The following is a 21,532-nucleotide window of genomic DNA, read 5'->3' on the forward strand; positions in this document are numbered from 1 at the left end:
AATGATGATGAAGGCGTTGATCAGGGCATTACCACCAGGCTTCAACCTGCACACCAAAGTTCCAGGTGTTGCTGGCCGTGCCGTCCTGGAAGCTGTTCCCCTGCTCGGAGTCATTCAGGTAAGAAGTGAAGATGCGCAGTTCCGGGCGTGACATAAATTCCGGACCCGCGGCCAGGCCCAGCGCGAGGGTATATTTCTGCCCGGCCTGTTTGTAGTCGCTGCCGTCTTTGTTGTGATCTTTCTGCATAAACGTCCCGGCTTCACCGATACCGCGCACATAGTCTGTAAACTGGTACTGGGCGCGCCCGACCAGGGAGAGCAGGGTACTTTTATCGGTGAACGCGGTGACGTTATCGGCGGAACCCCAGGTCACGACCTGATTCAGCGACAGGCGGTCAGTGATCGGCAGCAGGCCGGTGTTGATCACGCGATAGCCTTTGGCATCACGGGTATCGTTCCACATGTCATACCAGCCGCCGCCCTGCGAGATCATATTCTGCGCCAGCCCTTTGTTGGCGTATTGCAGCACCAGTTTCTGATAGCCGCCCCACATATCCTGGCTGATTTCCCCGGTGACCATCACGCCGTTATCCGCGTCATACAGTTCGCCGTACTCTTTCTGTTTGTTGGTCGGGTTCGGCATGGCGTAGTCCACACCGAACTCTGTCCATGCGCCGTTCCACGGCTTCCAGCCAGCGTAACGGACATCGAGGTAGTTGATATTCACGTCGTTATCGCCGTCGGCACGGTAGTCAACATCGTTGGCATCACCGCGTATCCAGGCGACGGAGACGGCGCCTGGGCCAAAGGTGTAGTTTTCAATACCGGCACCGGAGCCGGAGATATTCCAGTATTTGGTATCAATGATATGCAGGTCATGGCGCTGGTAGTAGCGTTTACCGCCCCAGATGACGGCGTTTTTATCCCCGGGGATCAGGCCTTTGATTTGCAGGTTGAGCTGACGCAGCCCGAACTGGGCGTCGTCGCCGAAGGTGGTTTCATTATCGTTGGAGCCGTCGGAAAACATGCTGACCATTGAGTCGACATAGAAACTGACGTCATCCTTTTTGTACACTTCGCTGCCCAGTTCGATTTCACCGTAGGTATCGGCTTCGTTACCCAGACGACCAATCTTATTTTTTTGCCACTCCTCCATGCCTCCATCGCGCGAAACGCCCACACCGCCGCGCAGATAGCCGTGGAAATCAATGTTGTCGATGGCTGCGAATGCAGGAGAAGTCAGTGCTGCGGCAAGTGCCACAGCGGTCGCTGTCAGTCTTGTGTTCATGTCACCCTCTGTTTATATTTGTCATACGCTCACACGATGGCGACAGTAAACGCCTCACGATGAGCGTGAAGCAATTGGAGTAACGAAATTGTGTGATTTAGTGCAAGTATTTACCCGTTATTTGTAACGATTGGTGAAGTTGATCACCGAATTATGTATGTGAACGTCTGACTTTACTGTGGGTTTTTGACAGTGTGACCGACTTAACCTGAACGTCATTTGCACTGTGATACAATCCGGCCATCTGTAAACAGGGAAGCGAACCATGAAATCAAAGAGTGCCACCTTGGAAGATGTCGCCCGTCGCGCTGGGGTGTCTTATCAAACGGTTTCCAGGGTGCTGAATAAGTCTGCGAACGTTTCGGAAGGTACGCGCAGCAAGGTAACAAAGGCGATAGAGGAGCTGCGCTATGTGCCTAACCGCCTTGCGCAACAGCTGGTGGGAAAACAGAGCACCACGCTCGGTCTGGTGACCACGTCTCTGGCTCTCCATGCCCCTTCTCAGGTGGCGGCGGCGATTAAGCGCTACGCCAATGCGGCGGAGTATCAGGTGCTGATCGCCATGATCGGTGAGAACGTCAATCAAAGTTTGCAGGAGTCGATCAACGAGCTGAAATCGCAGCTGGTCGACAAAGTGATTATTAACGTTCCGCTGGATACCGCCTGTGCCGAGCAAATCGTCGAAGAGAACCAGGACATTATTTGCCTGTTCCTGGACGTCGACCCTTATTGTTCGGTGTTTAACGTTTCGTTTAACCCGGCGGATGGCACCCGTGCCAGCGTGAAATACCTCTACGAACAGGGGCACCGTGAGTTTGCGCTGCTGGCGGGGCCAGAGCACTCCGTTTCGGCGCGGCTGCGGCTCAGGAGCTGGCTCGAGACACTGGAGAGCTACCGGTTGGCCCCGGTGAGCGTTATTCACGGTAACTGGGATGCGCAGAGCGGCTACAGCGGCATCTTGCAGCTGCTGCGTGAAACCCCGCACTTCAGTGCGCTGCTGGTGGGGAACGATCAGATGGCCTTAGGCGTGCTGAGTGCATTGCATCAGCAGGGCGTAACCGTGCCGGGGCAGGTGTCCGTGGTGGGGTATGATGACACGTATGAGAGCGCGTTTTTCCATCCCTCGCTGACCACCGTGTCGCTGGACCTGGACTTACAGGGAAAAGAGGCAGTGCAGCGTATTTTACAGGCCAGCGAGGATGACCATAGCCGCTCATCCTCCATTCTGCCTGCACGTCTGGTGGTGCGCAGCTCAACGTCAGCAGCAGGTCAGCAGCAGCAGGATTTAAAACAGATTGCCGAACAGCTGCGCCTGATTGCCAGCCGTCTGGGATGACGGCTGAACGGTGATAGCTTCCGGTGGATCGACGACCGCCGGAAGCTCACGCGTTATTTCGCCCCAAAGCAGGCGTTCAGCCCGGCCTGGGTATCCTTGCTTGCCAGGCCGGGCATCGGTTTATCCGCGATAAGCGTGACGCCGGTATCCACATACCCGGACACTTTCTTACCGTGCCGGGCGTAAGCCACTGCTGCATCAACGCCCATCGCTGCCATGGTTAAGGGATATTGCTGCGCTGTGGCAGCAATCTTCCCTGAACGCACGTTGTTCACTCCGGCACAGCCCCCATCGACCGAGACGATCATCGCCTGTTTACCGGCTTCCTGTAAGGCCTTGTACGCGCCGGCAGCGGCCGGTTCGTTGATGGTATACACCAGGTTGATATCAGGATGGCTTTTCAGGCAGCTGGCCATCACCTCATAGCCTTCCTTCTCGGCGCCTTGAGAAAAACCGGCACAGACGGTTTCAGCGGTGACTGACAGCTCACTGGAGTCGGCACCTGCTGCCGCTAATCCCAGCCCGCTCATAAAACCATTATGACGTCTTGCCCCGACCAAATGTCCGGGCGATAAATCCAGCATGGCAATCTTCAGTGGCTGTCCGGCAAATTTTAACGGCATGGCGGCTTTGGCATATTCGCCAATCAGCTGCCCGGCTTTATAGTTGTCAGTACCAAACAGCGCATCCACCGCCGTCATCGGATCGGTCGGGGAGTCCAGTGCGATGACCTGTACCCCTTTGGCACGCACTTCATCCAGTGCGGGCACAATGGCTTTGGCATCGCTCGGGGTGATCAGCAGAGTGGTTGCTCCTGCCGCCACCATCTCCTGGATGGCCTGAATTTGCGCCGGATAATCGCCATCTTCTTTGCCTGCCGCCGTCAGGAGTTTTACCCCATGGACGGTGGCGCCCAGCATGGCACCTTCTTTCATTTTCAGGAAAAAGGGGTTGGTATCTGTTTTGGTAATCAGGCCAATGGTGATGTTGTCGTTGCTGGCATACGCCGCTGAACTGACCATCACGGCGAGAGCAAAAGCACAGGTTATTTTCATCTCAGATCCTTAGCGAATCGCTGCTGTTGTATCGTTGAGACGACCGGCACGTGAAATATCAAACGCAGAGATCCCTTCCAGCAATAAATAAGCCTGCTGCTTAAGGCTGGCGGCAGCGGCGGCACTCTCTTCCACCAGGGCGGCATTTTGCTGCGTAGCTTCGTCCATATGGACCACGGCTTTATTCACCTGATCGATACCCGTGTGCTGTTCGCTTGAGGCGAGGGTGATTTCGGCCATCAGGCTGTTAACCCCCTTAACCGCATTGACCACTTCCTGCATGGTACTGCCCGCCTCATCGACAAGCTTAGAACCGGTATTGATCCGCTCGACAGACTCATCGATCAGGTTTTTGATTTCCCTCGCGGCGGTGGCACTGCGCTGGGCGAGGATGCGTACCTCACCGGCCACAACGGCAAATCCACGGCCCTGCTCACCGGCGCGGGCGGCTTCCACGGCCGCGTTAAGCGCCAGGATGTTGGTCTGGAAAGCAATCCCTTCAATGACGGTAATAATCTGGGTGACCTTGCCGGAACTGCTGGCAATGTCGTGCATGGTGCTGACCACGCGTTCGACCACATTGCCGCCACGCTGTGCCACCTGAGAGGCACTGGTCGCCATCAGATTTCCCTGGTGTGCATTATCGGCGTTGTGCTTCACGGTGGCGGTTAACTGCTCCATGCTGGCAGAGGTCTGCTCCAGTGAAGAGGCCTGCGCTTCGGTGCGGCGGCTTAAGTCTTCATTGCCCAGGGTAATTTCACCTGACGCGGAAACTATGCTCTCAGCCGAGTTTGCCACCTGGCTGATCAGGTTATGCAATTTCTCCTGCATCTCACCCAGGGCAGCCAGCACGCTACCGGCCGGGGCAGTGACCGCGCCGTTAACCTGGCTCAGGTCGCCCTGAGCAATGCGCTGAACGACCTGACCTAAAATGGCCGGTTCTTCGCCTAAGGCACGGAACAGGGAGCGGATGATCATTGCACCGAGAATCACTGCCAGACTCAGCGCCAGCAGGCTGATCGCGATGAAAATAATCCGCGTTTGCTGATAGGCGCTCTCTGCGGTACTCAGACTCTCCGCCGCGCGCTCGGTGCTGTATTTAAGGTACTGATTCGCCGTGGTCAATAAGGTGGTGAGCTGAGGGCGTAATTCACGGTTCATACGGTCAATCGCTTCCGCCTTTTTCTCCGCCAGGGCTAACTCAACAATGTGGTGAGCAATGGGGCGATACCCCTCTTCCGCCTGTGCGATGGCGGAAACAAACTGTCGATCCTGGTCGGTTACGTCAGTGTGCTGCTTGATGGCTGCCTGTAACTGAGTCAGCGCTGCGGCGGTTTTCTCTTCTGCTGCGGCCACCTGTTTTTTACCGGCTTCAATGTCGGCGGCCTCACTGACCAGCACCAGACCGTACAGACTCAGTGAACTGTCCTTCACACCGCTGAGAATAAGATTGACGGAGGACTCACGTGCCGCCACCTGCTGCACATGGGTTTTGAATCGGTCATTCGCATTGCTGAGGGCGTTCATCGCGAGAAGAACGACGGCAAGCACAATCACCACTAACACGCCGAACCCGAGGAGGAGCTGAGTTCGTACGGTGGTATTTTTGAATTGCATAAATGGACACCCCTAAAATGGCAACTTGAAGGTCAGCCAGCGGCCGTGAAAACCGGCATGGCGCAGAATATATATTGTAATTGAATCGATTCAGCTACCCGGTTTGATGACACAGCAAAAAAGTTAGAGTGAAATGTCATTCAGACTGCGGATAGAATTTTGAAAATGCTGATCGGATTAACGGCGTGCAGGGGGGAAACTTGACGGTTCGACGCAGGCAAGACGCGGCTTTTTTGAAAAGTGTGATGAGAATCGCCTTATTGGTCAGTCGGCGATGGCCGGGTTTACTCGCGATACAATTCAGAGGATCGTGCCGGGAAAGCTGTTTCCTTCCGGGAAACAATTGTTATACTGTTTCCCGGAAGGAAACAAGGAGTGTTAGCCGTGATCAAAAGCTGGAAGCATAAGGGATTGCAAAAACTGTTCGAAACAGGAAATCCCAGTGGTGTGCAGGCCAAAGATGCCGAACGGATCAGAACGCGTCTGCTGGTTCTTGACGAAGCCCTGTCGGTAGAAGAATTCAGAAACTACCCTGGCTTCAGGTTCCATCCGCTGAAAGGCGACAGGCAGTATCTTTACGCCATTACTGTTCGTGCCAACTGGCGTATCACTTTCGAGTTCAGAGACGGTGATGCTTACATACTTAATCTGGAGGACTACCACTAATGGCTATGATGACCCCCCCGCATCCGGGCAGCCTGATTACCGAGTATCTTGAGGACTATAACGTCAGCCTGCGGACGCTGGCCGGAAACCTCGGGGTATCCCCCTCGGCGTTGAGCAAAGCGGCGGCAGGAAAAACCGCTATTACCCCTGAAATGGCGGTACGACTGGAAGCCGGGCTGGGCATTGCGGCCCGTCTCTGGCTGGCGATGCAGGCAACGTACGATATTAGCCGGGTCCGCGAAACGATTGATATCACGCAGGTCGTGCCCGCCTGCTATGACGAAACCGATGGTCAGCCAGTGAAGACCTGTGGATGATGACCTGGACCTGGCCTCATTACGCTCTTCACCGGCATCAGCACTCCTCATGCTAGTCGCATGATGCCCGGTTACGGATTGGTCACCGGGTCCTGCTCATCAGTCGGGCCTGCCTCCTCCGGCGGTGACATTGTCGCCCGGCGCAAGGTGCCGACCAGGCTTGCCAGCACCAGCGCTACGCCTGCGGCCACCGCGCCAAACGACAGCACGCTGACCACAGGCGTAAACAGCTTGCCTAACACGCCTAATCCCAGAGCACCGACAGAATCCCCGGTTACATCCTGCGCGGTGCCCAGACTGTTCACGCGGCCGAGCAAAGCGTCAGGCGTATGGTGTTGAATCAGCATATATTGCAGCAGCGAAGCGATCGCGTTGCAGTAGCCATACACCACCAGTGCCAGCAGGGCCGGGATAAAGTGGCTGTAAAGCCCCAGTGAGGCAATGGCCAGAAACGCGCAGGTGGCGCTGATCAGGACCAGCACACCTGGACGGGCATAACCCGGTACCCAGCCGCTGGTAAAGGCGCCAATCATGGCCCCCAGCGGCACGGCGGAATACATCAGACCAATCGCCGAAGCGTCAGCGTGATAGCTGATAGCCAGCGCCGGGAACAGAATACGCACCGCGCCGACGATGCTCACCAGCATGCCCAGCAGCACCACGGAACCCACTACCTTCTGCTGGCAGACAAACTGAACGCCGCTGGCCAGGGCGCGCAGCGGATGCTCCGGCTCCTGCGCTTCCGGCTTCATCGACGGCAGACGCACCAGCGGGATTAACGTTGCCAGCGTACCGACAGCCGCCACGGCAAAGGCCCAGCCCACGCCGCCCGCCACAATAATCACCCCGCCAATGGCCGGGGAGAGGATAGCCCCGAGACGTACGGTCACCATACTCAGCGCACCGGCCGCGCCGAGGTTCTCACGCCCGACCAGCAGCGGGATCACCGCCATTAATGCCGTCATCCCCAACGCCCCGAAGAAACCGTCCCAGGCGGCCAGCAAATACAGTGCCCACAAAGAGGGTTCCGGCAGAAACGCATTCAGACTGAGGGCCGCGAAGCCGATGCCGCAGGTACCACGGGCAAACAGAATCAGCTTACGACGATCGAGGCGGTCTGCGAGGATGCCACCCAGCATCAATCCGATAAACATACCGATGCCATCCAGCATCACGGCCACACCCACCTGAAGCGTGGAGCCTGTCATGGCCTGGATCTGAATCGGTACGCCGACTGCCAGCATACCGAGTGAGAACACGGACAGCATGCGGGCACAAAAGATGGCGCGGAAATGGGCGTTATTTTTCAGCAGGCTGAAATCAAGCAGAATGGAGGGCTTTGCCATGAGTATCCATGTAGTTAATAGGGCTCAATGCCTGGCGGCCGGAATGCTGTCCGGTGCGGCGCGTAAGGATGCCGATGTTTTTCTGGCGGGGCGCATGGTAACATATTTGGTTAGTAACGTTAATGATAATAATACTCATATTCATTTGCATATGAAGAGGATCTCTCAGGGATGTCATTGCAGCAAGCTTCCCCCCAATCTGCTCCGTTGTCGCAAGGCCTTTCGCGCAGCGCGGGTGTCATCATCTGTCTGATATTACTGACGGCGGTCAGCCTGGCGAGCCTGATGCTTGGGGCCAAACCCATCGCGCCTGCCCTGGTGTGGCAGAGTCTTTCCGGCCAGATCACTAACGCCGATAGCATCATTATTCTCAATGCCCGTCTGCCGCGTACGCTGGCCGGGATCCTCGTGGGTCTGGCGCTGGGCGGTGCAGGGGCGGTGATCCAGGCACTGACGCGTAATCCGCTGGCAGACCCCGGCATTCTCGGCGTCAATGCCGGGGCCAGCTTCGCGATGGCAATTGGCATTACCCTGTTTGGCGTCAGCGGCATGGCAGGCTGGCTTGGCTTTGCCTGGGGCGGTGCGCTGATTGCCAGCATGGCGGTCTGGGCGATTGGTACACTCAGCGGCGGCCGGGTCAATCCGGTGCGGCTGACGCTGGCCGGGGTGGCACTGAGTGCGGTATTGGGGGGGCTGACTTCGTCGCTGTCGCTGCTCAATCCGCAGACCTTTGACCAGCTGCGCTTCTGGCAGGCGGGAACGCTGGATATCCGTTCCTCAGCGAACCTGATGCTGGTGGCCCCGGCGATAGTCGTTGGCGCGGTGCTGGCACTCGCGGCATCGCGTTCACTGAACAGTCTCAGTATGGGTGAAGACATTGCCGCCGCGCTCGGCACCCGGGTGCTGCTGGTGCGCCTGCTGGCGCTGCTGTCGGTGATGCTGCTGTGTGGATCGGCCACGGCGCTGGTGGGGCCCATTGGTTTTGTTGGCCTGATGGTGCCCCATGTTGCGCGCTGGTGGGTGGGGGCCGACCAGCGCTGGATCCTGATTTATTCGTTTCTCATGGCCCCGGTGCTGTTGCTGACCGCCGATATTGCCGGGCGTTTTATGGCACAGGGTGAGCTGCGGGTGTCGATTGTCACCGCATTAATCGGTGCGCCAGTCTTAATCTGGTTAGTCCGTAGCCGCAAACATTAAGGATGACAGGATGCACAGTAAAACCTTACTGATCGGCCGTGCTGACGGCTGGCTCAATCTGCGCCTGGCGTCCCGGGTGCTGTGGGCGAACCTGACGCTGATCGTTCTCGCTGCACTGCTGGCGCTGTTTGCGCTGTGCTACGGCACGCTGAGCATCAGCCCGGGGCAGGTGTGGCAGGCGTTGCAAGGGGAAGGGCCTCGCGGATTTATGACCGTTATCGCACAGTGGCGTGCACCGCGTGCGGTGATGGCGCTGGTGCTGGGGGCGGGCCTTGGCGTCAGCGGGGCGATCTTCCAGTCGGCGATACGCAACCCGCTCGGCAGCCCGGATGTGGTGGGTTTTAATACCGGGGCGTTTACCGGGGCGCTGGTGATGATTATCGGCTTTGGCGGCAGCTACTATCAGATTGCCGCCGGAGCGCTAGTGGGCGGTATTGGTTCGGCTGCGCTGGTTTATCTGCTGGCGTGGCGCCAGGGGATTGTGGGTTTCCGCCTGATTATTGTCGGGATTGGCGTGGGCGCGGTGTTGTCGGCGCTCAATACCTGGCTGATTGTCAGCGCCTCGCTGGAGAGTGCCATGAGTGCTGCGCTGTGGGGGGCGGGATCGCTTAACGGCATCACCTGGGCGAAAGGGCAGCCTGCGCTGCTGCTGGTGCCACTGACCATTATGGTGTCGCTGGCGCTCAGCCGCCGTTTGCAGCTGATGGAAATGGGCGACGACAGTGCGCGGGCGCTGGGGGTGAATGCTGAGTCCAGCCGTCTGTGGCTGATGCTGTGCGGCATTATTCTCACGGCAATTGCCACCGCCAGTGCCGGGCCGATTGCCTTTATTGCGCTGGCCGCGCCGCAGATTGCCCGCCGCCTGACCGGTGCCAGCGCGGTGCCGCTTTTTTCCGCCGCCACCACCGGGGCGCTGTTGTTGCTGACGGCCGATGTGATCGCTCAGCATGCGTTTAACGGGGTACAACTGCCGGTGGGGGCTGTTACCGTCAGCATCGGTGGTGTTTATCTCATCTGGTTACTTATCAGGGAGTCACGACGTTGATCATGGATACTTCTTTATCCCCCCGTCTTCAGGCCGCTGGCGTGACGCTGGCCTACGATCAAAAAGTGATCGCCAGTGAGCTTAGCGTGCAGATCCCCGACCGCCAGTTTACGGTGATTATTGGCCCTAACGCCTGCGGTAAGTCAACGCTGTTGCGCGCCCTGTGCCGCCTGCTGAAACCGCGTAGCGGGCAGGTGCTGCTTGATGGTCATGATATTCATCAGATGGGCACCAAAGCGCTTGCCCGCCAGCTGGGTCTGTTGCCACAGCATGCGATTGTCCCGGAGGGGATCAGCGTGGCCGATCTGGTGGCACGTGGACGCTATCCACATCAGAGCTTACTGAAGCAGTGGAGCGAAGCCGATCGTGAGGCGGTGGCGGCGGCAATGCAGGCCACCAACATCAGTGAACTGGCCGCGCGCAGCGTGGATGAACTGTCCGGCGGCCAGCGCCAGCGCGTGTGGGTGGCGTTGGTGCTGGCGCAGCAGACGCCGCTGCTGTTGCTGGATGAACCGACCACCTGGCTGGATATCGCCCACCAGATTGAGCTGCTGGATCTGTTCCGTCAGTTAAATCAGGAGCACGGGCATACGCTGGTGGCGGTGCTGCATGATCTGAATCAGGCCTGTCGTTACGCCGACCACTTAATCGTGATGAAGGAAGGGCAGATTATCGCCCAGGGTAAACCCGCTGAGATTGTGGATGCACAGCTGGTGCGGCAGGTGTTTGGCATGAGTAGCGTGGTGATTGACGATCCGGTGTCACATACGCCGATGATCGTGCCGTGCGGGCGTTATCATCAGCCTTTACAGGGATCGTTGTAGGGGCCAGGCACGCCTCGTCCGGTGCGGAATAACAAGGGTCGGGCATGCCCGACCCCTACGGGTATTGTTCCAGGGGTGAGGCACGCCTCGTCCGGTGCGGAATAACAAGGGTCGGGCATGCCCGACCCCTACGGGTATCGCTGCAGGGGTGAGGCACGCCTCGTCCGGTGCGGAATAACAAGGATCGGGCATGCCCGACCCCTACGGGTATTGTTCCAGGGGTGAGGCACGCCTCGTCCGGTGCGGAATAACAAGGGTCGCGCATGCCCGACCCCTACGAGTATTGTTGTTGGGGCGAGGCACGCCTCGTCCGGTGCGGAATAACAAGGATCGGGCATGCCCGACCCCTACGGGTATCGCTGTAGGGGCGAGGCACGCCTCGCCCGCTGCGGGCCGGTCCCCCTTCTTTACGCCAGGTCCTGGCACGCCTCCATCAGCCCAGCCAGCAATGGCCCCAGCGTCACCAGCGTTTCCGGTGACAGGATATCCATATGCTCGCAGGCCAGTTCGTGGATCTGCAGTTGCTGAAGATAAGGCGCCCAGCTGTCTTTCACCTCCATTCCCTCAGGCAGGGTATTTTTCGCCACAAACAGCGTGGCCTGCCCTTCAAAGCGTGGTGTCCTGGCGGTACTCAGGCGCTCAACCGCATCGGCATAGTTTGCGACGATAGTGCTGAACATTTCCGCCTTCTCTGCCAGTAACAGCGCATCGTCATCAGTAGAGGCCATAAACTCGGCCTCCTCGCGCGCCACTTCGGCACGCGCATCCTCTTCCGACGGGCTGGTCCAGTCCTGGCCTTCCGGCGGATAGGTATCCAGCAGCCCGAGGAAGTTCACCTGTTCTCCCTGCTGTTGCAAACGTGCCGCAATACCGTGGGCGAGGGTGCCGCCCAGCGAGTAGCCCAGTAAGTGATACGGACCGTGCGGCTGAATGCTGCGCAGCGTCGCCAGATGGCGTTCGCACATTTCATCCACACTTGCGCAGCGGGCAATCACGCCGTTCGGGCGTGGCGATTGCAGGCCAACAATCGGGAAATTGCCCCCGAGATGACGCATCATGCCGGAGTACTGCCAGGCAAAGCCGGAAGCCGGGTGAATACAGAACAGCACCGGTCCTGTACCGCTGCGGAACGGCAGGCTTTCGCCGTTGGCACGGTTGTCCGCGTTCACGCCACGCGCGCTGTCATCCAGCAGGCGTGCCATGTTTTCGACGCTACGTGCGGCCATGATCTGCCCGATAGAGAGCGGTTGTGGCAGGCGACGGCGCAGCTCGGCGGCCAGGCGCATCGCCAGCAGCGAGTGCCCCCCCAGCGCGAAGAAGTCATCATCGGCATAGACCGTGTCACGCGCCAGCAGGCTGGAGAACAAGGTCACCAGCAGTTGCTCATGCAGGCCCTGTGCGGGACGACCTTCAGACTGCGGCGTCTGCGGCAACGGCAGGGACTTACGGTCCAGCTTGCCGTTAGCGCTGAGCGGGAAGTGGTCCGTCAGCACATAGCTGACGGGCAGCATATGCGCCGGTAAGCGCTGTGCCACTTGCTGATGCACAACGGCGGTATCCAGTGTGACACCGGGCTGTGCGATCAGCCACGCCACCAGCTGACGCGCATCGGCACCCACGGATGCCACACTGCCCAGTTCACGGGCGGCCACAACGGTCTGTGCCACGCCATCAACGGTTAACAATGCCTGTTCAATTTCGCCCAGCTCAATACGCTGCCCACGAATTTTCAGCTGATCGTCACTGCGTCCCAGATACTCAACGGCCCCGTTCTCCAGCCAGCGGGCAATGTCCCCGGTACGGTACATCCGTTCACCGTCGGCAAACGGGTCGGCGACGAAGCGTTGCGACGTCAGGTCGGCGCGATACAGATAGCCGTCTGCCAGCTGCACGCCGCACAGGTAGAGATCGCCCGCCACGCCGAGCGGCACCGGGCGCAGCAGCCCGTCGAGGATGCGCAGTTCCGTGTTCCACACCGGGTAACCAATTGGCACGCCTGCGCCGCTGCATTGTCGCAAGCTTTCGCCGCTGGCCGGATGGTATGTGACATCAACGGCGGCTTCGGTTGGGCCATAGAGGTTGTGCAGCGGTGCCGCGATCAGCGCCTCATAGCTGGCGGCCAGATCGCAGGAGAGGGCTTCACCGCTACAGAACACGCGTTGCAGGCTGTGGCACCCTTTGTCGCTGCCGTCACGGCTTTCCAGCGCGGTGACCCACGCGGCGAGCATCGAAGGCACAAAGTGCATTGTCGTCACGGAATAACCTTCAATCAGCTGTACCAGCGCATCCGGATCGCGATGGGCTTCCGGCGGTGCCATCAGTAACTGAGCACCGACCATCAGCGGCCAGAAGAACTCCCACACGGAGACGTCGAAGCTGCACGGTGTTTTCTGCAACACCACGTCATTCGCCTCCATCGGGTATTCATCCTGCATCCACCACAGGCGGTTAACAATCGCCTGCTGACCGACCACCACGCCTTTCGGGCGCCCGGTCGATCCGGAGGTATACAGCACATACGCCGGACGCTGCGGATCGGCGGCAGGCAACGGATGCGTCGGCTGACGCTGTTCGTCTTCCAGCCGATCAAAGGCCAGAATCGGCCCCATCACTGCAAAGCGTGCGGCTAAGGTGCTTTCACTGATAATCAGGCGTGGACGGGAGTCCTCCACCATCAGCGCAAGACGGTCGTCCGGATAACCGGTATCCAGCGGCAGCCAGGCGGCACCGGCCTGTAGAATGGCGGTCAGTGCCAGGCTCAGGCGTACCGAACGCGGCAGGGCAACGGCAACGATATCACCCGGTTGTACCCCGGCCTCAATCAGACGGTCGGCCAGCAGACGTGCCTGCTGCTGCATCTGGCGATAGGTCAGACGATGCTCGCTGTCCAGCAGGGCCAGCGCGTCTGGCGTGCGGTTAACCTGCTGTTCAATGGCCCCTTGCAGCGTGCCTGCGGCCACCGGGTAAGCGGTGTTATTGATGCTGGCAATCAGCGCCTGTTCGTCAGGGGTTTGCAGCTGCCAGCGTGCCAGCGGCAGGTCGGGCTGCGCCACCAACTGGGCAATCAGCATCAGCAGGCGCTCAGCAAAGCGTTGCGGATGTGGCACCGCATCGCGGTACTCCATCAGCAGATGCAGACGCTCACCCGGCAGCACCAGCAGGGTAAGCGGATAGTGGGTGTAACCCCTGTTGCTGATATGGTCGCAGCGCAGGCCATTGTGGCCCTGCAACAGGTCGGCGTTGTCCGGGTAGTTTTCCACCACCAGCAGGGTGTCAAACAGCGTACCGCTGCCGGCCAGCTGTTGGATCTCACCCAGGCCGAGATCGTCATGTTCGATCAGCTGGATCTGCTGAGCCTGGTGATCGGCCAGCTGATCGAGTAGCGGACGCTGGCTGTCGAAACGCACGCGCACAGGCAGGGTGTTACTGAACAGGCCAACGTGCTGCTCCTGGCCGTCAATCTGGCCGAAGCGACCGGAAACCGGTGAACCAAACACCACGTCCTGGTGGCCGCTTTCAATCGCCAGCTGCATTCCCCAGATGCCCTGCATCACGCTGTTCAGCGTCAGGCCACGGCTGCGGCACAGTGCCAGCAGGCCGCGTTCCAGATCGGGTTCCAGTACCAGATCCAGGTCGTGCACCGGACCGTTATGGGTATCGTCACCAAACAGCAGCGTGGGACGCACATCCTGCAACACCTGCTGCCACAGCTGGCGGGAGGCGTTGGCATCACGCGAGGTTAGCTGACGCACGATATCCGCGTAGCTGAAGCGATGAGGCGTCAGTGCCTGCGGGCCGTGGTACAGCGCGGTAAACAGATCGCCTAAGATCACCGGCGTTGACCAGCCATCCACCACCAGGTGATGGGCATTCAGCATCAGTGTAAAGCGCTCGCTGTCAGCATGCTGCACCAGCAGTGCATGCAGCATGACCGGCTGGCTGAACAGATCCCGTGCCAGCTCGCGTTTCTCCAGCGCCAGTAGCGCCTCGGTTTCTTCAGCCACTGACAGGGCAGGGAGCACGTGGCGATCCAGCGTCCAGAGCGACTGTTCCTGCGGGAGAACCGGGATCAGTTGTAACGGCTGTAGCGCCTGTTCACTGTCAAAGCGGGCCGCCAGCTGCGGATGGTGACGGACCACCGCATCCAGTGCGGCACGCAGGCGATTCTCATCCAGCGCACCGCTAAAGCTCAGGCGCGTCAGTGAGTTATAGCTGCCGCTGCTGTCGGCGGTGGCGGCATGGAACAGCAACCCCTTTTGCAGCGGCAGCAGCGGCAGAACAGCGGCCAGCGGGCCATGACGCTCACCCAGCTGAACGACATCCTGCTGGCTGACGCCGTCAATGGCGACCTCGGCGGCCACTAAGGTATCTGCCGCTTCCTGCGGATGACGACGGGCGAAATCACTCAGCGCATCGCAGGCACCGGCCAGCGCCAGATGCAGGGCATCAATGTCCTGCTCGCTGAATACCCCGTTCAGCCAGCCCCAGTTAACCGCCAGCTGCGGCAGGGCGCCGGTTTCATCCACGAAGATATTGATTTCCAGGCTGTGCAGCTGCGGCATGTCAGGTGACTGATGTACCGCAAAGGCATCGCGGAAATGTTTACGCGTCCGCTGTGGCGTCCACAGGCCATCCCCGGCACTGAAACGCCCGAGGTAGTTAAACAGCACTTCCGGCGCATGCTGCTGTGCCAGTGGCTGTAACTGGGTGGAACGCACCGCATCAAGATAGCGCAGCTGGCCGTAGCCAACGCCACGATCCGGCACGGCACGCAGCACGCTTTTGACCGCGCGCAGGGCATCGCGCAGGCTGCCGGTATCGCCTTCATCCAGCGTGACCAGCAACGGATACTCGGCGGTCAGCCAGCCGACGGTGCGGGCCAAATCATGGTCACCCGCCAGTTCGGCGCGACCATGCGATTCCAGGGTATAGCGCAACTGGCTGACCTTAAAGCGGTCGATCAGCGCCAGTGACAGTGCGCACAGCAGCGTCTCTTCGACGCTGGCACGATACTGCTGCGGCAGCGTGGTCAGCAGCGCCTGGGTTTGCGCACCGTCAAGCAGCGTACGCTTCTCTTTCAGTTCGCTGTGGGTATCCTGCGGATGCAGCGCCCGCTGGCCGAGCAGCGGCACCGGATGCTGCAACATGCTCTGCCAGAAAGGCAGCTCAGCGGCACGACGGGAGACGTTGCTTAACAGCGCAGCGGACCAGTCATGCAGTGATGTCTCTTCCGGCGGCAGGGTCAGCGGGGTGCCGCTGATGGCGGCCTCCGCTGCCTGACGCAGTTCATCCAGCAGTACACGCCAGGACACACCGTCCACCACCAGGTGATGGATCACCAGCACCAGACCAAAGGTCCGCTCGTTCTGCTGGAGCAGCGCGGCCTGCATCATCACGCCGTTCTCCGGATCGAGGCGGGTGACGGCGGCGTCGAAGGCATCTTCTGCGCAGGCTTCCGGGGCATCATGCAGCGGCTGGGCGGTGACCCAGCGGGTAAATCCGGCAGGGCGAGGTTCACCCACCACCAGCTGCCCGTCACGGGTAAAGGCGGCCAGCGCCGGGTGCGCGTGGCTCAGCGTGGTCAGTGCCTGCTCAAGGTGAGCACGCTGCAATGCCTCAGGGACCTGCAGGAACACGCCGTGCGCAAAGCGCTGATTAATGCCGCCATGTTCGTTAAACCAGTGCAGGATGGGTAAGCCGCTGATGGCACCGTGCTGCGCCACGTTATTGACGGCGGTGCGGGTGGTCAGCAGGGGCATATTTTGTGCCATACGTGCCGGGGTACGCTGGGCGAAAATATCGCGCGGACGCAGCAGATAACCCGCACGGCGGGCGGCCGTGCCCAGCCCCATCGCGGAAATACTGTCTCCGCCCAGCGCGAAGAAATCATCGTCAGCGCCAACGCGTTCCATCCCCAGCAGGTCAGCAACGGCCTGGCAGATCAGCGTTTCCTGTTCGCCCTGTGGCTCGCGGCCGGGTTTAAACGCCACCTGCTGCGGCTCAGGCAGGGCCTGGCGGTCAATTTTGCCGTTCACGTTCAGCGGCAGTTCATCCATCACCACCAGGATTGCGGGCACCATGTAGTCGGGCAGGGTAACTGCCAGTTTCGCCAGCAGTTTTGCGGATAACTGATCGTCGGCACGCAGGGCATCGTCATACACCGAGCAGTAGCCGATCAGGCGGTTGGTGGCACCGATAGGCTGAGCAATCACCACGGCGGTGCTGACCTCATCCAGCGCCACCAGCGCATTTTCCACTTCGCCCAGCTCAATACGGAAACCACGCACCTTGATCTGGTGGTCAACGCGGCCGATAAAGGCCAGCTGACCATCGCTGCGCCAGCGCATCAGATCGCCGCTGCGGTACATCACTTCCCCCTCCAGGAACGGGTTAGCGACAAAACGGGCAGCGGTCAGGTCCGGGCGACGCAGGTAGCCACGGGCAATCCCGGTACCGGAAATGTACAGCTCGCCCACGCAGCCCACCGGAACCGGACGCAGTTTGCTGTCCAGCAGCCACACCTGGGTGTTACCGACCGGGCGGCCGATCACCGGCTGGTCAGAGACCATCACGCTGGCACCCAGGGTATCGATGGTGTACTCAGACGGACCGTAATAGTTATGGATCTCCAGCTCCGGGTGCTGCTGCATCAGCTTCCACAGCGTTGGCGTCGCCGCCTCACCGCCGATCATCACAAACGCCGGGCGGTGGCTTTCCGGCTCAAACAGCCCGGCATCAATCATCTGTGAGAAGAAAGAAGGGGTGATATCCAGCAGGTCAACCGGCACCTGTTTCATCTTCTGCAACAGCGCCCAGGCATCGCGGCGCAGCTCTTCGTCGAAGATATTCAGCTCGCAGCCCATCATCATGCAGAACAGCGGTTCCCATGAGGAGTCGAAGGAGAAAGAGGCGGTGTGGCCGGTACGCATACGGCGCGGCTGGCTGCGATGGAAGCGCTCAATCGCCGGGCCGAACAGGTTAGCCTGATGGGAAAGAAACAGGTTGAGCAGTCCGGCGTGAGTACTCATCACGCCTTTCGGGCGCCCGGTGGAACCGGAGGTGTAGATCATATACGCCAGGTGTTCGCCACGCTGGGCAACACGGCGCTCGCTGTCGCTCACCGGGGTGGCAGCATGCGCATCACAGACGGCACGCACGGCAGCATCATCAATGCAGAGATACTCACCGTCCGGCATCTGGGCCACGGTGCTGCTGTGCGTCAGCAGCAGCTGCGGTTGTGCGTCATCGCACATCAGCGCCAGACGCTCACGCGGGTAGTCGAGATCCAGCGGCATATAGGCGGCACCGCTGGCCAGCACACCGAAGATCGCCACCAGCGAATCAACGGAGCGCGGGATACCAATAGCCACCACGTCTTCGGCACCCAGGCCGCGCGCAATCAGCTCGCGAGCCAGCTGCATGGCACGGGCAGAAAGCTGGCCGTAGGTCAGGCTGATATCGCCGCAGGCCACGGCGACCGCATCCGGCTGCGCGTCCACCTGGCGCTGTAACATTGCCAGAATCGACACCACACCTTCCGGCGGCGTGACGCTGATCCCCTGAGACCAGCGGGCAATTTGCTGCTGTTCATCGTCGGCAATCAGCGCCAGGCGGGAGAGCGCTTGCTGTGGCTGCTGCGCCAGCTGGTTTGCCAGGAACGCAATGCGTTCACCGTGCCAGGCCAGCGTTTGCGCATCATATTTCTCGGCGTTGGCGACCAGCGTGACCTGCAACTGGCCGCGCTGGAAGCCGATTTCAAACTCCAGATCGTCGACCGGGCCCATCGCCAGGGTGTGGCTGATGGCATCAATGCCGTCAAAGGTCAGGCTGTCGTGATAGACCTTCAGGTTGATCACCGGGCCATACAGCGACTGGCTGCTGCCGACCAGACCGAGGTCACGGCGCAGTTGTTCTGCCTCGTAACGTTGATGGCGGCGAACCTGTTTAATCTCGCTCTGTAAGGCGCGGCTGATATCGGCCAGCGTCATGCTGTCTTCAATATCCAGCAGCAGCGGCAGAACGTTGACCACCGGGCCGGTGGCGGCCAGCGCGGCGGAACCCATGCGGCGCATAAACGGGAAACCAATGCTCAGACGGGATTCACCGCTGATGCGCGCCAGATAGGCGACCAGCAGGGCGCTGGCAATTTCTGCCGGGGCGTTCTCCTGCAAACCGGGCTGATGAGTCAGCGCCGCCAGCAGCGCCGGGGGCAGGGTCACCTGTTGTTTTAACGGTGCGCCGTGGGCGCTGGCGGGGAAGGTTTCGCTGGAGAGCGAAATCGCCGTCGGGAAGTGCTCTGCGTGCTGTTGCCAGAACAGGGCGGCACGTTCACAGGCGGGTGAATGCTGCCAGGCCTGATACTCAGTGACCACTTCGCCAAAGGAGATAAACGGCGATGCCGCCGGTGTTTCACCCGCACGCAACGCCTGATAGATCGCTGCCACGCGGCGTGTCAGGGCCTCAAAGCTGAAGCCGTCGAGCATCAGATGGTGGTAGCGCTGATACCAGAACCAGCGATCGTCACTCACGCGGATCATCAGCTGGCGGTACAGCGGGCGGGCACCGTCTGCGGGCAGATCGGCGGCCAGATCGGCCTGCATCAGGTCGTGCGCGGCCTGCACGGCATCGCTGCGTGGGCTGAAATCAACCCATTCAACAGGCTGCACCTGTTCTGGGGTACGCGTACGCGGGAGGCGCTGCACGGCGCTGCCGTCATCAGAGAGACCAAAGGTGGCCTGCACGGTATCGGCTTCGGACATCGCCTGGCGGATCGCCTTATCCAGCATCGGGCGGTCAATATCGCCATGCAGTTCACTGTAGTGCGCAACGGCAAAGGTGTTTCTTGCGCTGGCGATCTGATCGGCGATCCAGATCCCCGGCTGCGCCGCAACCAGCGGATATTCGGTAAATTCGGCCTGTATTTCAGGCATGATCTGAGCTTCTGACACGGTGGCAATTCCTGTCGTAAGAGGTAAAAACTGATCCCGTAGGGGCGACCTTTTTTCCGGTCGACCCGGGCTGGCTAACCTGCCGTTTTCAGCACGGCGGGGCGCATGTCGTGCCAGTTTTATTCGATGTAACGAATGCATTCGGCGCGAGTATCCGGGCCGCTCACGGCCTTCCAGCCAGCAGGAACGTCGGAAAACGCTGGCCACAGGCTGTATTGCTGGCGTGCATTGAGCAGCACCAGGAAGTCGAGGGTTTCATCGTCGAAGGGATTTTGTTGTTCGGTCATGTTAATTACCTGTCTTTCCAGAATAGGGAGGTGTAATAAAGTCGGCGAGTAGCCAGCGTAAGCCGTCCAGCAGCCCGCCGCGCCAGCACAGGGCATCATGCCCGCCGGAGAAAATTCGGAAATTAATGTCATGCCCGCCCGGGAGCAGCGCCTGACGCATCTGTTGGTTAACCCAGGCCATATCGGCTTCGCGATCGCCCGCTTCCTGGAAGATCTTTAAGCGGCTGGCCGGCAGTACACCCTTGATCGCCTGCCCGGTCAGCCAGCCCATCTCCTGCTCACCGGCTTCGGAAAAGTGGGTGACCAGGCGGACGTTTGGCCACCAGAAGGAGCCAGACTGGCTGAGGATGCGGCCAAAGCGCCCGGGCCAGTGCAGCCCGGCATACATCGCCGCCAGGCCGCCGTAACTTTGCCCGGCGACCACGGTACGGTCGGCCTCTTCACTGAATTCCACACGGCGGCGCGCCTGCGGCAGTAATTCCTGCTGCACCGCCTGCCAGAATTCAGCATTGCAGGGCAGCTCTTTTTCGCGCCAGTCTCCGTTAATCACATCAATCAACAGCCAGCAGGCGGCGGGCAGATGGCCGCTGTCGGTTTCGGCATGCAGCGCGGAATAGAGCGGTTGTCCGTCTGCCCAGTTCTGTCCATCCAGCAGAATCACCAGCGGGCGCTGCTCTGGGATCGCTGTACTGCCCGTGGTATAGAGCCAGATACGGCGCTGATTCCCCAGCAGGGCGCTGTCCCAGGTAAATTGTTGCAGCTGGTGGTTATCGGGGTGTATCGGCTGTCCGCTGTCCAGCGCGTGCCACGCAGACTGGTCCGGCGCCGCGGGCATATGCGCGGCCGACAGCGCGTGCCCGCGGCTGTTGAGGTGGGCACAGCTGCGATTTAACGGGTCGGCAATCGCCAGCGGGAACAGAGATATCCACCATTCGCGCTGTTGTTTGCGGCGTGTGTCGTCATCGGTGCTAAAAGCGGGGGGGAGTTGCTCAGCGTTTACCGGGATCAGGCTGTAACTGCCACGCCAGTGCTCATCAATCTCCGTTGACCAGTGCCAGACATCGGTTCCCGCCAGGCGTTGCAAACTTTGCGGCTGCGGGCTGTGGTGGTCGGTCACGCAGTTAATATCCACATAAACCTGATGTATTGCAGAGCGGGTTTCGTCACCTGCCGGGTCACGCCAGAAATAGTTCATCCGGACTGTTCCTTCAGCAAAGGCTTCAACCAGTGGCGTGCCATGTTGCGCAATGTGCTGCCACCAGCTCTCTTCACCCACGTTATCGGCGGCCAGCAGCTGTGCTGCATGACCTGCGGGCTGACGCATCGGCCATAATGTGTGCCGTGTTGTCACGATAATTTTCCTTAATTTACATTTAATTACTTAAAAGGAGGGACTTTAATCTCTCTTACAGTAAATGACGCTAATACAAATAGTATTGAGAATAGTTTGCATTTGCAATAAGATGCGTCGCAACTTTCTTAAGGGCCTGTAAGTTGTACGTAAATATCGGTTTTCTTAAGAAGGGCAGAAGAATCGACGAAAGTAGTGGCAAACGTGATTCTCACATTTCACCGCGGCCAATCAGTTCTCCTTATCAATTGGCGG

Annotated in this window: 13 protein-coding genes; 6 read left to right on the forward strand and 7 right to left on the reverse strand. The window is 59.8% G+C overall.

Annotated features, from left to right (window positions below; genetic code table 11):
- Positions 1-28 precede the first annotated feature (28 nt).
- Positions 29-1,288, reverse strand: coding sequence for a maltoporin (locus WH277_RS14980; protein ID WP_339457188.1), 1,260 nt, complete (start codon positions 1,286-1,288; stop codon positions 29-31).
- 265 nt (positions 1,289-1,553) lie between these two features.
- Between WH277_RS14980 and WH277_RS14985 the strand changes: the two genes are divergently transcribed.
- Positions 1,554-2,624: a LacI family DNA-binding transcriptional regulator gene (locus WH277_RS14985; RefSeq protein WP_133843067.1), complete on the forward strand. Its 1,071-nt coding sequence runs from the start codon at positions 1,554-1,556 to the stop codon at positions 2,622-2,624.
- 53 nt (positions 2,625-2,677) lie between these two features.
- Here WH277_RS14985 and WH277_RS14990 read toward each other — a convergent pair whose 3' ends face one another.
- Both WH277_RS14990 and WH277_RS14995 read right to left on the reverse strand, forming a co-directional pair.
- Positions 2,678-3,679 carry a substrate-binding domain-containing protein gene (locus WH277_RS14990; protein ID WP_159337014.1) on the reverse strand — a complete coding sequence of 334 codons (1,002 nt, stop codon included), beginning with the start codon at positions 3,677-3,679 and terminating at the stop codon, positions 2,678-2,680.
- A gap of 9 nt (positions 3,680-3,688) precedes the next feature.
- Complete coding sequence (locus WH277_RS14995) at positions 3,689-5,296, reverse strand: methyl-accepting chemotaxis protein (RefSeq protein WP_200640267.1); 1,608 nt, start codon at positions 5,294-5,296, stop codon at positions 3,689-3,691.
- Between the two features lie 384 nt (positions 5,297-5,680).
- Here WH277_RS14995 and WH277_RS15000 point away from each other — a divergent pair, with 384 nt between their 5' ends.
- Both WH277_RS15000 and WH277_RS15005 read left to right on the forward strand, forming a co-directional pair.
- Positions 5,681-5,962: a type II toxin-antitoxin system RelE/ParE family toxin gene (locus tag WH277_RS15000; RefSeq protein WP_133843476.1), complete on the forward strand. Its 282-nt coding sequence runs from the start codon at positions 5,681-5,683 to the stop codon at positions 5,960-5,962.
- Positions 5,962-6,279 (forward strand): HigA family addiction module antitoxin, encoded by a 318-nt coding sequence (locus WH277_RS15005; RefSeq protein WP_133843073.1) that lies wholly within the window; start codon positions 5,962-5,964, stop codon positions 6,277-6,279. The genes WH277_RS15000 and WH277_RS15005 overlap by 1 nt, the downstream gene beginning before the upstream one ends.
- 71 nt (positions 6,280-6,350) lie before the next feature.
- On the opposite strand, the gene entS is transcribed toward WH277_RS15005, so the two are convergent.
- Complete coding sequence (gene entS, locus WH277_RS15010) at positions 6,351-7,625, reverse strand: enterobactin transporter EntS (RefSeq protein WP_159337011.1); 1,275 nt, start codon at positions 7,623-7,625, stop codon at positions 6,351-6,353.
- A gap of 171 nt (positions 7,626-7,796) precedes the next feature.
- On the opposite strand from entS, the gene fepD reads away from it, so the two are divergent.
- The 3 genes from fepD to WH277_RS15025 are packed head-to-tail and all read left to right on the forward strand — an operon-like array spanning position 7,797 to position 10,691.
- Entirely contained in the window at positions 7,797-8,822 is a 1,026-nt protein-coding gene (fepD, locus tag WH277_RS15015; protein ID WP_339505860.1) for a Fe(3+)-siderophore ABC transporter permease, read from the forward strand.
- Between the two features lie 10 nt (positions 8,823-8,832).
- Positions 8,833-9,867 (forward strand): iron-enterobactin ABC transporter permease, encoded by a 1,035-nt coding sequence (fepG, locus tag WH277_RS15020; protein ID WP_133843079.1) that lies wholly within the window; start codon positions 8,833-8,835, stop codon positions 9,865-9,867.
- Between the two features lie 2 nt (positions 9,868-9,869).
- Positions 9,870-10,691, forward strand: a complete 822-nt coding sequence (locus WH277_RS15025) for an ABC transporter ATP-binding protein (protein WP_339505861.1) — start codon at positions 9,870-9,872, stop codon at positions 10,689-10,691.
- Positions 10,692-11,098: 407 nt separating this feature from the next.
- Here the strand turns inward: WH277_RS15025 and WH277_RS15030 are convergent, their stop codons facing one another.
- From WH277_RS15030 to fes, 3 genes are all read right to left on the reverse strand, one after another.
- Positions 11,099-19,621, reverse strand: a complete 8,523-nt coding sequence (locus WH277_RS15030) for an amino acid adenylation domain-containing protein (protein WP_339505862.1) — start codon at positions 19,619-19,621, stop codon at positions 11,099-11,101.
- Positions 19,622-19,758: 137 nt separating this feature from the next.
- On the reverse strand, positions 19,759-19,926 hold the full coding sequence (locus WH277_RS15035) for an MbtH family protein (protein WP_339505863.1): 168 nt from the start codon (positions 19,924-19,926) through the stop codon (positions 19,759-19,761).
- 1 nt (position 19,927) lies between these two features.
- On the reverse strand, positions 19,928-21,250 hold the full coding sequence (fes, locus tag WH277_RS15040) for an enterochelin esterase (RefSeq protein WP_159337145.1): 1,323 nt from the start codon (positions 21,248-21,250) through the stop codon (positions 19,928-19,930).
- Positions 21,251-21,532 lie beyond the last annotated feature (282 nt).

The organism is Erwinia sp. MYb416 (assembly GCF_037479575.1).
Classification (GTDB): Bacteria; Pseudomonadota; Gammaproteobacteria; order Enterobacterales; family Enterobacteriaceae; genus Erwinia; species Erwinia rhapontici.

Bases quoted from the DNA above. Each gene is read 5' to 3' on its own strand.
- WH277_RS15025 (WP_339505861.1), top strand. From the start codon at position 9,870: ATGGATACTTCTTTATCCCCCCGTCTTCAGGCCGCTGGCGTGACGCTG.
- WH277_RS14995 (WP_200640267.1), bottom strand. From the start codon at position 5,296: ATGCAATTCAAAAATACCACCGTACGAACTCAGCTCCTCCTCGGGTTC.
- fepD (WP_339505860.1), top strand. From the start codon at position 7,797: ATGTCATTGCAGCAAGCTTCCCCCCAATCTGCTCCGTTGTCGCAAGGC.
- WH277_RS14985 (WP_133843067.1), top strand. From the start codon at position 1,554: ATGAAATCAAAGAGTGCCACCTTGGAAGATGTCGCCCGTCGCGCTGGG.
- WH277_RS15005 (WP_133843073.1), top strand. From the start codon at position 5,962: ATGGCTATGATGACCCCCCCGCATCCGGGCAGCCTGATTACCGAGTAT.
- fepG (WP_133843079.1), top strand. From the start codon at position 8,833: ATGCACAGTAAAACCTTACTGATCGGCCGTGCTGACGGCTGGCTCAAT.
- WH277_RS15035 (WP_339505863.1), bottom strand. From the start codon at position 19,926: ATGACCGAACAACAAAATCCCTTCGACGATGAAACCCTCGACTTCCTG.
- WH277_RS14990 (WP_159337014.1), bottom strand. From the start codon at position 3,679: ATGAAAATAACCTGTGCTTTTGCTCTCGCCGTGATGGTCAGTTCAGCG.
- WH277_RS14980 (WP_339457188.1), bottom strand. From the start codon at position 1,288: ATGAACACAAGACTGACAGCGACCGCTGTGGCACTTGCCGCAGCACTG.
- entS (WP_159337011.1), bottom strand. From the start codon at position 7,625: ATGGCAAAGCCCTCCATTCTGCTTGATTTCAGCCTGCTGAAAAATAAC.
- WH277_RS15030 (WP_339505862.1), bottom strand. From the start codon at position 19,621: ATGCCTGAAATACAGGCCGAATTTACCGAATATCCGCTGGTTGCGGCG.
- fes (WP_159337145.1), bottom strand. From the start codon at position 21,250: ATGCGTCAGCCCGCAGGTCATGCAGCACAGCTGCTGGCCGCCGATAAC.